A 15184-nucleotide genomic window follows, 5' to 3' on the forward strand; every position below is an offset into this window, starting at 1 on the left:
CCAAAAACCCACAACAGTTGAGCCTCGCAATATGCGGAAGCTGAACCGGACAGCCGTGGGCTTGACCCGGCCATCCATCTCCTGAACCGTCCATCCATCACCAGAAGAGGATGGATGCCCGGGTCAAGCCCGGCCATGACGATAACTAACAGCTGTGCCTCACATCACGAGGATCATCCCAGCACTGTCTTGCCGTTCTTGATCACCGTGACGTTGCGCGACTTCACGCGCGCTTCGAAGGAGATCACATCGCCATCCTTCCAGAGATCGACCGTCACGGTCTCGCCGGGGAACACCGGCGACGAGAACCGCGCGGCGTGCTGGCGGAACGCCGAGGCGTCGTAGTCGGCATAGGTCTGCAGCACGGCGCGGCAGGTGAGGCCGTAGGTGCACATGCCGTGCAGGATCGGCCGTGGGAAACCGGCGCGACGGGCAAACTCGGGATCGGAGTGCAGCGGGTTGCGGTCCCCGCACAGGCGGTAGATCAGCGCCTGGTCAGGCCGTGTCGAGATGTCGACGCTGCGGTCCGGTGCGCGGGTCGGCACCGGGTGCGGCTCGGGAATGCCGCCAGACGGACCGCCGAAGCCGCCGTCGCCGCGGGCGAAGCGTGAGGCGACCAGCGTCGCCAGCGGCGCGCCGCCCTCGTCGCGCAGAATGGTCTGATGGCGGATGACGGCGCCCTTGTCCTTGCCCTTGTCGGACACCGCGAGCACGGAGGAGTCGGCCGTGATCTTCGCGGCCACCGCCAGCGGCTTGTGAAAGGTGATGTCGCGCTCGCCGTCGACCACCAGCACGCGGTTGAGCTTCATGTCGCCGGGACCGGCGCCCCAGGCCGCGACGGAGGCAAAGGTCGGCACCACCTTCAGCGGCCGCGGCTCGGCGGTGGCCTCGTTGACGAAGGCGAGCTCCTTCTCATCCATGGGATCGGCCCCCATGCCGATGCCATAGGCGTACAGCATCACCTCGCGATCACCGTAGGCATAGGGCTGCCCGATCGCCTTCATCGCCATCAGCTCATCGTAGTTGATCGGCATGTCGCCTCCCCGAACCTCGTTCTCTTGTAGGGTGGGCAAAGCGAAGCGTGCCCACCACCTTTCTTGTTGTATATCGGTGGGCACGGCGCTCCGCGCCTTAGCCCACCCTACGCACGTCTTCCGATGCCCATTGCTGCGCCCTCTCCCCTTGTGGGAGAGGGCAGCGCAACTATCAATTCCGACCTCACTCGGGTGAGGGGTTGTCTCCACAGCCGCACTGTCTGCGCGGAGAGAGACCCCTCACCCGGCTCAATCTCGCTTCGCTCGATCTCGCCACCCTCTCCCACAAAGGGAGAGGGTACACCATTGTTGGAGCACGCAGATGCATGCCCCATCGTCATTGCGAGCGGAGCGAAGCAATCCAGGGCTGCGCGAGGACTCTGGATTGCTTCGTCGCTTCGCTCCAATGACGTGGAGCCGCATCCGTGCTCACTCACCTACGCCGGTGTAAAGAACGGCAGCGGGGCGCCGTCGGTGGGCTTGAACACAACCCTCACCTTCTGGCCGATCTTCAACGCATCGAAATCGCAATCGACGAAATTGGTCTGCAGCGACGGCCCCTCCTTCAAGGTCACGTAGCCGATCGCATAGGGCCCGGTCGGCGACTTGCGCATGATCGAGAACGTGTAGATCTCGCCCTCGCCCGCGCTCTGCTCCCACACCGTCTGGTCGGAGAAGCAGAACGGGCAGATCGAGCGCGGGAAATAATGCGCCTCGCCGCATGCCGTGCAGCGCTTGATCATGAATTTGCCCTCGGCGGCGGCATCCCAGAACGCCTTGGTCTCGGGATTGGTGACGGGGGCCGGAAGTTTCTTGGCTTCGGACATCAGACGCGCTCCAGAACGCAGGTCGAGGCGGCGTGGCGCACGCCGAGCAGGCCGCCGGTGCCATGGGCGATGGCGAGGTCGCAATTCGGCACCTGGACCTTCGGATGAGCTTCGCCGCGCAGCTGGCGCACGGCCTCGATCACCTTGGTCATGCCGCCGCGGTTGACCGGATGGTTGCTGCACAGGCCGCCGCCATCGGTGTTGAACGGCAGCTTGCCGACGCCGGAGATGAGGTTGCCGTCGGCGACGAACTTGCCGCCCTCGCCCTTCTTGCAGAAGCCGAGGTCCTCGAGCTGCATCAGCACCGTGATGGTGAAGCTGTCATAGATCGAGGCGTATTTGATATCATTCGGGGTCACGCCCGCCTCCTCGAAGGCGCGCGGGCCGGACCACACACCGGCGGAATAAGTGAGATCGAGGTCCTTGCCGCCGCGCGGCCCCTTCATCGCCTCGCCATGGCCGATCAGCCGCACCAGCGGCTTCTTCAGGCTCTTGGCAATCTCCGGCGTGGTCACGATCAGCGCACCGCCGCCGTCGGTAACGACGCAGCAATCCATGCGGTGCAACGGATCGGAGATCATCGGCGAGTTGATCACGTCCTCGACCGTCACGACCTCCTTCAGCATCGCATGCGGATTGTACTGCGCGTGATGCGAGGCCGCGACCTTGATCCAGGCGAGCTGCTCCGACGTGGTGCCATAGTCGTGCATGTGGCGCATGGCGCACATGCCGTAGGCATTGTGCGTGGTGGCGCCATAGGCCATCTCGAAGTCGGCTTCCGCGCCGGCGGCGCGCGGCGGCATCGGGCCGGTGCGCGGCTTGCCGGCCAGCGTGATCAGCGCGATCGAGCATTTGCCGGCGGCAATCGCCTCAGCGGCGTGGCCGACGTGGATCAGATAGGAGCAGCCGCCGGTCTCGGTGGAATCGATGTGCCGCACCTTCAAACCGAGATAGTCGACCATCGGCCACGCGCCGCCCGGCGCATCGCCGGCGCAGAAATAGCCGTCGACATCTTTCGCGCTCAACCCGGCATCCTCCAGCGCCCCCTTGGCGACCTCGGCATGCAGTTGTGCGGTCGATTTGTCCGGTGCGTGCCGGGTCGGATGCTCATAGATCCCGGCAATGTAGGCCTTGCCCTTGATGGTCAATTCCGTCTCCGCTTTCAGTCGTTTCGTCCCCAAATGGTTGGAGATTTTCTGGACCCTCGCATGAGGCTTGGCAAGCGGTGAAAATATTCCGCGCGGTGGAGATGACGCATGGTCTCGCCCTTCACTCCGCCGTCGTCCCGGGCTTGACCCGGGACCCATAACCACCGGCGGATCTTGTTGGACTCGATGGTCGCCCCGCGTGCCCTCTCACACCCGCCGGTGGTTATGGGTCCCGGGTCAAGCCCGGGACGACAGCGATCGTGTGGCGCGAGCGAGCACATATCGAACTACACGTGACCCAGCACTCCCGCGACATCTCTGCCCGAGTCATGCTGGTCGCATTCGCCCTCTTCAGATCGGAGGGCGCAGGGAAGGCCAGGCGTCGGCTGACGCCTGCGGCCCGCCTGCGAAAAAAATGCAGGCGGCAGGTACCACAGGTGCAGCCGAGAACACCCGGCCTTCCCTGCGCGATGGTCTTCACGCTTATACGCAGTCTGCCTGGTGCGCCGGGCTTGTTGGCCACCATGATCCGCGCGGCGCGTCAGCGCCGTCACGAACGTGACACCAGCGTCGGGGTGCCAGCACGCTGCGACTTCACGTCCGCGCCGAACCGTTCGTCCGCGCATCCCTCAAGGACACGCTGCGGCTCCATCGCGGCCATCGCTCCCCGCCCCGCGTGTCGTGACGATCGCGCGCAACGCCCCTTCCGAGTGAGGCGGGATGGCGGCAATAAAGCATGATTTCCGATATTCGTCAATATAAATCTGTAAATCAGAATTTGAACGAGGCCTGTCACCCGGGTGAGCGCAGCGACACCCGGGACAGCCGTCCCGCATATCGCTTCGCTCATGCGGGCTACGGCTCTCTCCGCGTCATTGCGAGCGAAGCGAAGCAATCCAGGACGGCCCGTAGGACTCTGGATTGCTTCGTCGCTGCGCTGTTCGCAATGACGTTGAAACCGTAGGGTTCCGAGCTTGCGGTGAGACGGTGGGCACGCGCCGCCAGGGGCGGCGCTTTGCCCACCCTACGGCCCTACTCCGCCGCCATCTGGCGTGGCGCCGACGGCGGGTTGGCGAGGTCGGCCGCCAGTTGCGCGTAGCGCGCCTTGGCGTCCTGCACGGCCTTGTCCTTCACCGGGCCGTAGCCGCGGATCTTGTCGGGCAGCGACAGGAATTCGACGGCGATGTCGGCATTGGCGGGCGACAAGAGGCTGAGCACCGTCGCGACGTCCTTTTCGTAGCCGGCGATCAGGTCGCGCTCCATCTTGCGCTCGGCGGAATAGCCGAAGATGTCGAGCGGCGTGCCGCGCAGGCCCTTCAGCCTCGCCAGCAGCCGGAACATCTTCATCATGCCCGGGCCATAGCTCTTCTTCTTCGGCCGGCCCTGGGGATCGAGGCCGGAATTGAAGATCGGCGGCGCCAGGTTGAAGGAGATCTTGTAATCGCCTTCGAAGGCGTCGTGGAGCTGCTTCTCGAAGGTGCCGTCGGAGAACAACCGCGCCACCTCGTACTCGTCCTTGTAGGCGAGCAGCTTGGCGTAGTTGATCGCAACGGCGCGCGGCAGTGCCTCGCCGTAGCCGCCCTTGTCGGCGGCCTCGCGCACCTGGTCGACCAGCTTGCGGTAGCGCTTGGCGAGCCGGGCGTTCTGGTAGGCCGCGAGATAGGTCATGCGATGGGCGATGATCTCGTCCAGCGTCATCGCGTCGAGCGATTTCGGCGGCACCGTCTCGTCCTGTCCGGTCATCATGCCGGCGACGCGCTCGGGGTTGACCACCACGAGGCGGCCGAGCCGGAATGCCTCGGTGTTCATCTTGACCGCGACGCCGTTGATCGCGATCGCCTTCTCGATGGCCTCGGCCGAGAGCGGCAGTAGGCCCTTCTGATAGGCATAGCCCATCATCATCATGTTGGTGGCGATGGAGTCGCCGAGCAGTGCCTCTGCCGGCTTGGTGAAGTCGAAGAACGTCGAGTCCTTGCGCAGCGCCGTTTCCAGCAGGCTCGTCACCTTGCGGTTCTGGAAGTTGAAGTCGCGGTTGAGCACGAAGTCGGCGGTGGGAATGAGATGGCTATTGATGACGCCATGGGTGCGCTCGGCATCGCACAGCGTGATCGTCTCCTTGGCACCCGCGACCACCTCGTCGGCGGCGATGACGAGATCTGCGGTGCCGGTGACGATGCGCGAGCAGGTCACGTCGGCGGTGTTCTCCGACAGGCGGACGTGGCTGAGCACCGCGCCGCCCTTTTGCGCGAGGCCCGACATGTCGAGGATCATCGAGGCCTTGCCCTCGATATGGGCGGCCATGCCGAGCAGCGCGCCGATGGTCAGCACACCGGTGCCGCCGACGCCGCCGACGGCGACATTGTAGGGCCGCTCCAGCGACGGCTTGGTCAGGGGCTCCGGCATCACGCCGATGTCGCCGAGCTCAGCGGGCGCACGGCTGCGCGGCTTGCCGCCGTCGATGGTCACGAAGGACGGGCAGAAGCCCTTCACGCAGGAATAGTCCTTGTTGCAGGACGACTGGTTGATGACGCGCTTGCGGCCGAGTTCGGTCTCCAGCGGCTCGACCGAGATGCAGTTCGACTGCACCGAGCAGTCGCCGCAGCCTTCGCAGACGGCCGGGTTGATGAAGACGCGGCGCTGCGGATCCTCCATCGTGCCGCGCTTGCGGCGGCGGCGCTTCTCGGCGGCGCAGGTCTGCACGAACACGATGGCGGAAGCGCCTTTGGTCTGGCGCAGCGTCTTCATGACGTTGTCGAGCTCGTCGCGATGCGCCAGCTTGACGCCGGGCGCGATGCTGTCACTCGGGTACGAGTCTGGATTCTCCGAGACCAGGTAGATCTCGCGGATGCCTTCCGAATGCAGCTGGAAGGTGATCTGCTGCGGCGACAGATCGCCGTCATGGCGCTGGCCGCCGGTCATCGCGACGGCGTCGTTATAGAGAATCTTGTAGGTGATGTTGGCCTTGGAGGCGACCGCCTGGCGGATCGCGAGGCTGCCGGAGTGGAAATAGGTCCCGTCGCCGAGATTGGCGAAGATGTGCTCCTCATTGGTGAACGGCGCGATGCCGACCCACGGCACGCCCTCGCCGCCCATATGCGTGAAGGTCTCGGTGTTGCGGTTCATCCACAGCGACATGAAGTGGCAGCCGATGCCGGCGAGCGCGCGGCTGCCCTCGGGCACTTTCGTCGAGGTGTTGTGCGGACAGCCGGAGCAGAAATACGGCGTGCGCGCCACCGGCGAGACCAGCTGCATCTGCGAGGCGTCGCGGCCGTTGAACCAGTCGGCCTTGGCGCGCAGCATCGCCTTGATCTCGGGATTGAGGTCGAGGCGGAGAAGGCGTTCCGTGAGCGATGTCGCGAGCGAGGCGACGGAGAGCTCGGTCGCGAACGGCAGGAAGCGCTTGTCGTGGTCGTCCATCTTGCCGACGATGCGCGGGCGGACGTCATCGCGCCAGTTGAACAGCTCCTGCTTGACCTGGTTCTCGACGATCTCGCGGCGCTCCTCGACGATGAAGATCTCCTCGAGCCCGACCGCGAACTGGCGCACGCCCTCCGGCTCCAGCGGCCAGGGCATGCCAATCTTGTAGAGCCTGAGACCGATCTTGGCGGCGACCTCCTCGGTGATCCCCAGCTCGCGCAGCGCCTGACGGATGTCCTCGTAGCTCTTGCCCGACGCCATGATGCCGTAGCGGGCGTTCGGCGAGTCCATCGTGATGCGGTTGACCTTGTTGGCGCGGGCGAAGGCGATCGCGGCAAAGCCCTTGTAGTCCTGCAGCCGGCGGTCCTGGTCGAAGCGGTCGTCGGGCCAGCGCAGGTTGAGGCCGCCCGGCGGCAGCTCGAAGTCGGTGGGAATGACGAACGGCGTCATCTCGTCGTTGAGGTTGATCTCGGCGGTGGTCTCCACCGTCTCGGTGATCACCTTCATGCCGACCCAGCAGCCGGAATAGCGCGACATGGCGATGCCGAGCAGGCCCATCTCGATCATCTCGTGGATCGACGAGGGATAGAGGTAGGGCATCAGCGCCGACATGAAGGCGTGGTCGGACTGGTGCGGCACGGTAGAGGACTTGGCGCCGTGGTCGTCGCCGGCGAGACAGAGCACGCCGCCGTTCTTGGCGGAGCCCGCGGCATTGCCGTGGCGGAACACGTCACCACAGCGGTCGACGCCGGGGCCCTTGCCGTACCAGATGCCGACCACGCCGTCATACTTGCCGCCGGGCGACAAATGAAGCTGCTGCGAGCCCCACACGGCGGTCGCTGCCAGGTCCTCGTTCACCCCGGGCTGGAACTTGATGTTGTACTGCTCGAGATGCTTGCGCGCGGAGAACAGCTGCTGGTCGTAGCCGCCGAGCGGCGAGCCGCGATAGCCGGAGATGAAGCCGGCGGTGTTGAGGCCGGCGGCGCGGTCGCGCCGGATCTGGGCCATCGGCAGCCGCACCAGCGCCTGGATGCCGGTCAGGAAGATGTGGCCGGAGCTTGCGGTGTATTTCTGGTCGAGATTGATCTCGCTCTCGTTGATGCCCATTCCGCCCTCTTGCCGTGCTTTATCAGGGGTGCGCGGCTGCCGCCAGACGGCGGAAGCGCGCGTTCTGCCAATCATTTATGTCTGCTTTTGAAGAATGCGCATCACAAATCTCGTCCGCGCAGGGCAGCCAACCGAAATCGCAATGGCGGCAGCCGGCTGCGGCTTTTGCGGTTTGTGTCGAAAACGGCGGCTGCCGCGAAATGGGATGATGCGCGCCATGGCTTTGGCGGCTCGGCGGACGGTGACTGAACCGTTTTGGCCGGCGCGATTCTGGCCCCAACGAATTGTGCAATGCGATAGGACCGCCGCCGTTCAGCCGCGCTCCTCACCTGAAAAGACGAAGCGCGGCATGTTCCATTTATAGCGGATCGCGAGCAGCCGGAACGACAATCCGAGCGCGAAGGTCAGCGCCGTCCACCATCCGCTGCCGATGCCGAGCGACAGCCCCGTCGCATAGACCAGGCCCGTGACGAGGGAGACGCTGGCGTAGAGCTCGGCGCGAAACAGCAATGGCACGTCATTGCACAGGATGTCGCGCAGCACGCCGCCGGCGCAGCCGGTGATCATCCCGGCGACGATGACGATGCCGATCGGCACGTTCATCTGCCAGGCGATGTCGCAGCCGGTCATCGTGAACACGACGAGGCCGACGGCATCGAGAACGAGGAACGCCATCGTCAGCCGGTGAACCAGGCGCGCCATGGCGATCGTCACGAACGGCGCCAGCACGGTGAGCAGCAGCAGGGACGGCCGCTCGACCCAGGCGAGCGGATAGTGGCCGAGCAGAACGTCGCGCAAGGTGCCGCCGCCGAGCGCGGTGATCGCCCCCAACAAACAGACGCCCATCCAGTCCATGCTGCGGCGTCCCGCCGCGAGCGCGGCCGTCATCGCCTGCGCCGCCAGCGCCACCCAGGTCAACAGATGCAGCACGCTGTCACCGGGCGGCAGGTTCCACATCGAGGGGGCTCCAGCTGGACAGAGAATCGCAAAGTAGGCGAGGAACCTTAGCGCGGCACGCAACGGATCGACTGGGGAATTCGCAAGGTTTCGCGGAACAGAGCCGGGGCTGCGCTGGTTGTCGGGTGACAATCGCAAAGGAGGACATCATGGCCAACGAACGGCTCCCGAACGAACGCTATCCCGACGGCATCAACCGGCCGGACATGACCACGCGCCCCGGCATGGCCGGTGCTGACATGACCGCTGCCGAGTACGAGCGCGCGGCGCGGATGGACAGCCAGCTGCAGCCCGATCCCGAGCTGAGGGAAGGCTCCGCCTCGACCGGCCGTATTGCCGCCTACGCCCTGGGCATCGCGATCCTGCTCGGCGCCGTGTTCTACGGCCTCAACAACATGTCGATGCGTAGCGATCAGGCGAGCACGACGCCCGCCTCGCAGTCGGCGTCGACGAGCAATGGCAGCAGCAACAGCTCGTCCGGCGTGACCACCGGCGCCGCGGGCGACCGCACCACGCCGCCGCCGGCCCCGAAGGCTCCGACCAACACCAACAACGCGAAGTAATTCGTCAACTATCCCACGAACGGCGTACCGCCGTTCTCAACTCGGGCGGCGGATGAGCGATCGTCCGCCGCCTTTTTGCGCCCGCTCATCACCAAGGCTGATATCGGCGCGCGCGTTATGGCGCCAACAAACGAGTTTCAAGGTGGAACGATCTGCGCGCTTGCCGATTGCCTGTGCGGCACTTTGACCCACACTGATTGGAGGAGATTTGTGATGAAGGCTTTCATTCTCGCGGCCGCAGCAGGCACGCTCGTGATGACCGCAGCACAGGCTGCGCCGCTCTCGGTCGATGTGTCGGCCGTCCCCCAGCGCGACGTCCAGACCGTCCGCATGGTCTGCAACGAGGACGGCCATTGCTGGCGCGAGCGCCATGAGCGCCGTGTGATCATTCACGAAGACCGCGACTCCTACGCCTATGCGCCGCGCGAGCGCTACATCGAGCGTCGCACCTATGAACACCGCGACGGCATCGGCATCCGCGCCCCCGGCGTGAGCGTCGGCATCGGAACGGACCGCTACTGAACAGTCGTAGCGAACGGATTGGAAAAGCCGCGGCAAGTCCGCGGCTTTTCTACATGCGTGGCCCAACTCAACCGAAGAGCTTGTTCAGCTCGCCGCCGGGATAGCCGCCTGCCAGCTCGGTGAAGGTGCCCTGCTCGGCCATCTCCCTGGCCGCGCGCATGAAGCCGGCCCAGGCCATCCGAGCCAGCGAACCGCCGACGCTGATGCGGCGCACGCCGAGCTCGGCGGCCTGGCTGAGTGAGAGACCGGACGCCCCGATCAGCAGGTTGACCGGCTTTGGCGCCACCGCTTTGACGACCGCTATGATCTCCTCGACCGACTTGATCCCGGGGGCGTAGAGACAATCCGCGCCAGCCTCGGCATAGGCCGTGAGACGCTCGGTCACCAGCGCGAGGTCGGGCTTGCCCCAGAGAAAAGCCTCGCAGCGGCCGGTCAGCAGGACATCGCCGCCGCTGGCATCGATCGCCTGGCGCGCGGCGCGGATGCGCGCCACCGCCAGTTCGCGTTCGTAGAGCGGATCATCCTTGTCACCCGTGGAGTCCTCGATCGACAGACCCGCGACGCCGGTCGCGACCGCACGCGTGACGTTGGCGGCCACGCCCTCGGGGGCATCGGCGAAGCCGCCCTCGAAATCGGCATTGACGGGAATGTCGACCGCCGCTGACAGCGCCGCTAGATGCGCGAGCATCTCGTCGAGCGTCGTGCCGGTGTCGGCCTTGCCAATCGACCACGCGAAGCCGGCGCTGGTCGAGGCGATCGCCTTGAAGCCGAGATGCTGCAGCATTTTCGCCGTGCCGGCATCGAACGGGTTCGGCAAAATAAAGCAGCCGGCCTCGTGCAATTTGCGAAAGGCCGCGCGCTTGTCCGCCGTGCTGGTCACCGTCATGTCATCCTCCCATGCATCTCTTCGTTGCACCAGGATAGTCCCGCTCTCATGGCGCCGCCACGACATTGCGCAGAAATGTTCGTTCTTCGCCCAGAATGAGTTTGTGCTCCTCCGCGAGTGCGAAGTTCGCCCGTCCCTCGCCATCGCTTCGCAAGGTTGCGCGATAGCGCTCGTAAGCCGCGAGACTGTCGAATGAAATCAGGCCATAGGCGACGTCGTTGGTGCCTTCATGAGGCATGAAATAGCCGATCAGGTCGCCGCCGCAGCGGGGAATGATCGACAGCCAGCGCCTGGCATAGGCCTCGAACAGGTCGCGCTGATGCGGATCGATGCGATAGCGGATGAAGACGGTGATGGTCATGACAACCTCCGGTAAGTTTCGTATCATCGACACTATCCGCTTGCGGGGCGAGAATGCTTCGGCTAGCATCGAACTATGAAATCAGGTCCGGACATTGCGATGGTGGCGGCGCTGGTCGGCGATCCCGCCCGCGCCAACATGCTGACGGCGTTGCTCTCGGGCCGGGCGCTGACCGCGACCGAGCTCGCCCAGGAAGCGGGCGTGACGCCGCAGACGGCGAGCTCGCATCTTGCCAAGCTCGAAGGCGGCGGCCTGGTCGAGCCGGAAAAACAGGGCCGTCACCGCTACTACCGGCTCGCCGATCCGGACGTCGCCGACGTGCTGGAGAAGCTCGCCGGCCTTGCCGCGCGCGCCGGCCACATGCGGGTGCGCACCGGGCCGAAGGAGCCGGAGCTGCGGCGGGCGCGCATCTGCTACGATCATCTTGCCGGCGATCTCGGCGTGCAGATGCTCGATAGCATGACCCGGCAGAAGCTGGTGCGCCGGCGCAAGCAGGAGATCGTGCTGACCGAGGACGGCAAACATTTCCTGGCGCAGCATTTGCGGATCTCGCCGGAAATGCTGGCGCATCCGCGCCGGCCCGTCTGCAAGGCCTGCCTCGACTGGAGCGCGCGGCGGCATCATCTCGCCGGCACGCTCGGCGCAGCGTTGATGAAGCGCTTCACCGAGCTGAAATGGGCGGCGCGCGATGCCACTCCAGGCAGTCGCGTGGTCAATTTCAGCCGCGCCGGCGAAAAGCATTTCGCGGCGCTGTTCGGTCCGGCCGAGGACTGACGATCACGTGCTGTTTATCGCAGCAATGCCTTCGTGCATTGCGGCCAGAGCGAACGCAGGGCACGGCGAGACGGTTGACGACCCCATCTCGCTCCCGGAGTCTCCATGTCCCGTTTCGCTGCCGCGCTCTGCGCTGCCCTGCTCACCGTCGCGCCGATCGCCGCCCGCGCTGCGGAGATGCCGCGCGAGCCCTATGGCATCAACCTCGAAGGCTTCGCCTATCCCTACCCGGTCAGCCTGCTGCCCCTGGTCAACGACAGCGAGCAGCTGCGCATGGCCTACATGGATGTCGCGCCGGCGCAGCCGAACGGCCGCGTTGCGCTGCTGCTCCACGGCCGCAACTTCCCCTCGAGCTACTGGGCGCCCGTGATCAAGACACTGACCGACGCCGGCTTCCGCGTCGTGGTGCCCGACCAGGTCGGCTTCGGCAAATCATCCAAGCCGTCGGGCGAACTGCATTTCGACACGCTGGCGCGCAACACGATGACGCTGCTCGATCACCTCGGCATCGCCAAGGCCGACATCGTCGCGCATTCGATGGGCGGCATGCTGGCCGTCCGCATCGCCCGCGCCTATCCCGACCGGGTCGCGCATCTCGTGCTGACCGCGCCGATCGGGCTCGAGGACTACCGCGCCTACGTGCCGCCGGTCCCGTCGGAAAAGATCAGCGAGAGCGAGGACCGGCTGACGTCGGACGGCTATCGCAAGCAGCTGGAGACCAACTACGCGCTGAAGCTGCCACCGGAGCAGGTCACGCCGTTCATCGATGCCCGCTTCAACCTGAAGCAAAGCGCCGACTATCCGCGCTGGCTGAAGAGCTTCGTCAGCTCCTATCAGATGATCTACCGCGAGCCGGTGGTGCACGAGATCCCGCTGCTGACGCAGCCGACGCTGTTCATCATGGGCGCGGACGATCACAACGCGCCGGGACGGCCGAACGCGCCGGAAGCCTTGAGAGCGAAGATGGGCCAGAACGCCGAGCTGGCAAAGGACCTGGCCAGCCGGATGCGCGATGCCCGCGCCGAGGTGGTCGCCAATGCCGGCCACCTCGTCTTCCTCGACGCGCCGGACAAATACGACGCGCTGCTGCTGGACTTCCTCGGCAGGTAGTTCAAACGGACACGACCGGCAGGGATCGCGCCGATCCCTGCCGTGCCGCAATCACGAGTCCGAAACGGCGCCTGGCCGCAACGCGGCCGGGCCGATCACCAGGAGTGGCGCCGATGCCAATGGCGGCGCCACTGCCGATGATGGTGACGCCAGCCCCAATGGCGGCGCCGCCAACCCCAATGCCGCCGGCGCCAGCCCCAGTGATGGCCGTGGCCGTGATGTCCGTGATGATGACCGTGGTGTCCCCAGCGCACCTGCTCCGGCGCGAGCCGATCGGCCTCGTCCTGCGAGCCGACCGCGCGCTCGACGTGCTGATCCCTGGCTGAAGGCGCGGCTTCGTTCAGCGGCGACGGCGAGAGCGGCGCGGCGACCGCATCGCTGGTGCGAAGCACGGCGCCGGCCGCCGCTGCACAGCCGAGCCCCAATGCCAGCTTGAGGAAATTCCGTCGTTCCATCGCACGCCTCCATGATCCACGAGCCAGAGCATGACGGAGTATTCGGCCGATCACCTGAACGTGAGCTGAACCGGATCGCAGTACGGTGATGGAAGCGCCACGCCTTCGTCGTCGAAGGCAACGCAAGCTCAGCCGTCGACCGTCTGCGCCAGCACGAAGCTCTCGCGCGTCCGGGTCACGTCGGGCCAGTCGCGATTGAAATCGGCGGTCAGGCGTTTCATCTCGCGCCGCCGATCGCACGCTCCACCGCGGCGATGGCATCGAACTGATACATCGCCTGATGCACCCTGGGATCAGCGAGACTCCACACCCGCCACGCCTTGCGCACGCCGAAGCTCCTGATCGCGTCGGGCAGATGAACGTCGCGATACCAGCGATCGAACGCATCGCGCCGGGCGGGATCAGGCACGGTCGCGCGCACGACGAAGATGGCTGACGGCATCGAGTTTCCTCCGGACCACGTTGGTGTTGTTCCGGAGTCGACCCGCAATCCGCAGCTCAGCGAAACCCCGCGGCCAGGCCGACCACCTGCCCGTCGAGCCCGTTGAAGCCGTGATGGCCGCGCGCCTGACAGGGATCCCCCTCTTCCGCGCCGCCCGACAGCCACTTCGCGCGCGCCCGGCCGCCGGACCATCTGATGAACGGGTCGACGCCTGCCGGCAGCGTGAACTTGCAGGCGTCGCTGGTGTGATGGATGACCAGCGTCCGCGGCAAGGCCGAGGGCGAGCCGAGGATCGACATCACGTTCGAGGAGCTCCCCGACTCCGGACTGAGGAAGCCCGAGGTCAGCACCAACGCATCCGGCCGGGCACCGCGCGCGATGCCTTCCGCGGCGCGCAACGTGCCGCGGCTGGTGCCGATCACCGTCACCGGCCGCTTGATCGTGGCCATGTAGTCCACCGCGGCCTTCAGATCGGTACTGGTGTCCGCGACCATCACGGCGAGCCCGCGTGCGGCATAAGCGTTGCGCGTGCGCACCAGCTGGTTGCCGAGCAGGCCGTGAATGTCGCCGCGCTCGCCGACATGGATGGCGCCGTCACCGCCGGGCAGCAGGATCACGCTGGCGCGCACCGAGGCCGGCCTGATCAGCGCGACGCGGGAGCCGCCGATCGTCACGGTCTCATCGGCGAAGGCTGCTCCGGCTGCGACAGCCGACATCGCAACTGCCAGCCAGATACGTATCCAATTCGCCGGTCTGATCATCGGAGCCTCCCCGCGCGGACTCGCGCTGCCGCGGGAGGCTATCAGAAATCAACGAGGCCCGGAGTGCCTAGGAGTCCGGGCCTCGTCACCTCGCGACCTCGCGCGAGCGAAGCCGGTCGGTATTTGACAATGTCTAGCGTCCGATCACGCCGATCGCATTGAGCTGGCTCAAGACGTCAGTAGCAGCGCGTGATCGTGACGGTGTGATCGCCGCCGCGGCGTCCCGGCACCGTCACGGTCTGCATCGGGCAGCTCGATACGTAGGGGCGATCGGATGGCACGACGTTCGGTGGAAAGCGGTGGGCCCAGTCCCACGGGACGTCGTAGGTATAGGTGTAACGCACGTCGGCCGAGGTCCGCTCCGGGATCTGCTGCGGCACGGGCTCGTCATAACCGCCATAGGCGAAGGCGCCGGCGGCCGGCAGATAGGCGCGAGCGCCGCGATAATGGCGATGACGCAGGCCGGGCCTGATCCCAGGCGCCGGCCGGACGACCTGGCTCGGTCCAACGGGACCGGCAGCCACCGCGGCGCCAGACCGGGCCGATGCGGCCTCGGTCGAGAAGATCAGCGCAGCGGCCGCCGCGCAGACGACGAAAACGCCTGAATTCCGAAATGCCGATGTTCTGTCAGCCATGATACGCGACCCTACTCTTCCGACCCACCCGACAAGGCTAGGCCAGCGGCCCAGTTCCCGCAAACCCATCGTTAAAGGTTAGTTAAGCGACAGGCTTAACGCCAGGGCCCGACCCGGCTCCGGATTGCCGCAATTCCCGCAATGCGACCAGCAACCCAGAGCCGGGCACGAGGCCCCCGGATTGC

Annotated in this window: 14 protein-coding genes and 1 pseudogene; 4 read left to right on the top strand and 11 right to left on the bottom strand. The window is 65.9% G+C overall.

All coding sequences use genetic code 11. The features are described 5' to 3' along the window. Positions 1-173 precede the first annotated feature (173 nt). The 5 genes from QW845_RS07120 to QW845_RS07140 all read right to left on the bottom strand — a co-directional run bounded on the left by QW845_RS07120 (position 174) and on the right by QW845_RS07140 (position 8490). Complete coding sequence (locus tag QW845_RS07120) at positions 174-1034, bottom strand: MaoC family dehydratase (protein WP_315800935.1); 861 nt, start codon at positions 1032-1034, stop codon at positions 174-176. A gap of 437 nt (positions 1035-1471) precedes the next feature. After that, on the bottom strand, positions 1472-1861 hold the full coding sequence (locus tag QW845_RS07125; RefSeq protein ID WP_315800936.1) for a Zn-ribbon domain-containing OB-fold protein: 390 nt from the start codon (positions 1859-1861) through the stop codon (positions 1472-1474). Continuing rightward, positions 1861-3009: a thiolase domain-containing protein gene (locus tag QW845_RS07130; RefSeq protein ID WP_315800937.1), complete on the bottom strand. Its 1149-nt coding sequence runs from the start codon at positions 3007-3009 to the stop codon at positions 1861-1863. The genes QW845_RS07125 and QW845_RS07130 overlap by 1 nt, the downstream gene beginning before the upstream one ends. A 1032-nt stretch (positions 3010-4041) precedes the next feature. Next, positions 4042-7533 carry an indolepyruvate ferredoxin oxidoreductase family protein gene (locus QW845_RS07135; RefSeq protein ID WP_315800938.1) on the bottom strand — a complete coding sequence of 1164 codons (3492 nt, stop codon included), beginning with the start codon at positions 7531-7533 and terminating at the stop codon, positions 4042-4044. A gap of 312 nt (positions 7534-7845) precedes the next feature. Further along, entirely contained in the window at positions 7846-8490 is a 645-nt protein-coding gene (locus QW845_RS07140) for a trimeric intracellular cation channel family protein (RefSeq protein WP_315800939.1), read from the bottom strand. Positions 8491-8639: 149 nt separating this feature from the next. Between QW845_RS07140 and QW845_RS07145 the strand changes: the two genes are divergently transcribed. Beyond that, positions 8640-9053, top strand: coding sequence for a hypothetical protein (locus QW845_RS07145; RefSeq protein WP_315800940.1), 414 nt, complete (start codon positions 8640-8642; stop codon positions 9051-9053). A gap of 213 nt (positions 9054-9266) precedes the next feature. Then, positions 9267-9575, top strand: a complete 309-nt coding sequence (locus tag QW845_RS07150) for a hypothetical protein (protein WP_315800941.1) — start codon at positions 9267-9269, stop codon at positions 9573-9575. 67 nt (positions 9576-9642) lie between these two features. Here the strand turns inward: QW845_RS07150 and QW845_RS07155 are convergent, their stop codons facing one another. Together QW845_RS07155 and QW845_RS07160 are read right to left on the bottom strand one after the other, a co-directional pair. Beyond that, positions 9643-10461, bottom strand: a complete 819-nt coding sequence (locus QW845_RS07155; RefSeq protein WP_315800942.1) for an isocitrate lyase/phosphoenolpyruvate mutase family protein — start codon at positions 10459-10461, stop codon at positions 9643-9645. Positions 10462-10507: 46 nt separating this feature from the next. Continuing rightward, the gene (locus QW845_RS07160; protein WP_315800943.1) at positions 10508-10822 is read right to left on the bottom strand and encodes an NIPSNAP family protein; all 315 of its coding nucleotides are present in this window, start codon (positions 10820-10822) and stop codon (positions 10508-10510) included. Positions 10823-10897: 75 nt separating this feature from the next. Here QW845_RS07160 and QW845_RS07165 point away from each other — a divergent pair, with 75 nt between their 5' ends. Together QW845_RS07165 and QW845_RS07170 are read left to right on the top strand one after the other, a co-directional pair. Continuing rightward, positions 10898-11596: a winged helix-turn-helix domain-containing protein gene (locus QW845_RS07165; RefSeq protein WP_315714525.1), complete on the top strand. Its 699-nt coding sequence runs from the start codon at positions 10898-10900 to the stop codon at positions 11594-11596. Between the two features lie 105 nt (positions 11597-11701). Further along, positions 11702-12706 carry an alpha/beta hydrolase gene (locus tag QW845_RS07170; protein ID WP_315800944.1) on the top strand — a complete coding sequence of 335 codons (1005 nt, stop codon included), beginning with the start codon at positions 11702-11704 and terminating at the stop codon, positions 12704-12706. A 95-nt stretch (positions 12707-12801) separates the two neighbouring features. On the opposite strand, the gene QW845_RS07175 is transcribed toward QW845_RS07170, so the two are convergent. The 4 genes and pseudogenes from QW845_RS07175 to QW845_RS07190 all read right to left on the bottom strand — a co-directional run bounded on the left by QW845_RS07175 (position 12802) and on the right by QW845_RS07190 (position 14999). Next, positions 12802-13161, bottom strand: coding sequence for a twin-arginine translocation signal domain-containing protein (locus tag QW845_RS07175; protein WP_315800945.1), 360 nt, complete (start codon positions 13159-13161; stop codon positions 12802-12804). A gap of 128 nt (positions 13162-13289) precedes the next feature. Continuing rightward, positions 13290-13603: pseudogene (locus QW845_RS07180) on the bottom strand (hypothetical protein). A 56-nt stretch (positions 13604-13659) separates the two neighbouring features. Continuing rightward, on the bottom strand, positions 13660-14319 hold the full coding sequence (locus tag QW845_RS07185; RefSeq protein WP_315800946.1) for an alpha/beta hydrolase: 660 nt from the start codon (positions 14317-14319) through the stop codon (positions 13660-13662). Between the two features lie 221 nt (positions 14320-14540). After that, the gene (locus QW845_RS07190) at positions 14541-14999 is read right to left on the bottom strand and encodes a hypothetical protein (RefSeq protein ID WP_315800947.1); all 459 of its coding nucleotides are present in this window, start codon (positions 14997-14999) and stop codon (positions 14541-14543) included. Positions 15000-15184: the final 185 nt, after the last annotated feature.

The organism is Bradyrhizobium sp. SZCCHNS3002, from assembly GCF_032377435.1.
Taxonomy (GTDB): domain Bacteria; phylum Pseudomonadota; class Alphaproteobacteria; order Rhizobiales; family Xanthobacteraceae; genus Bradyrhizobium.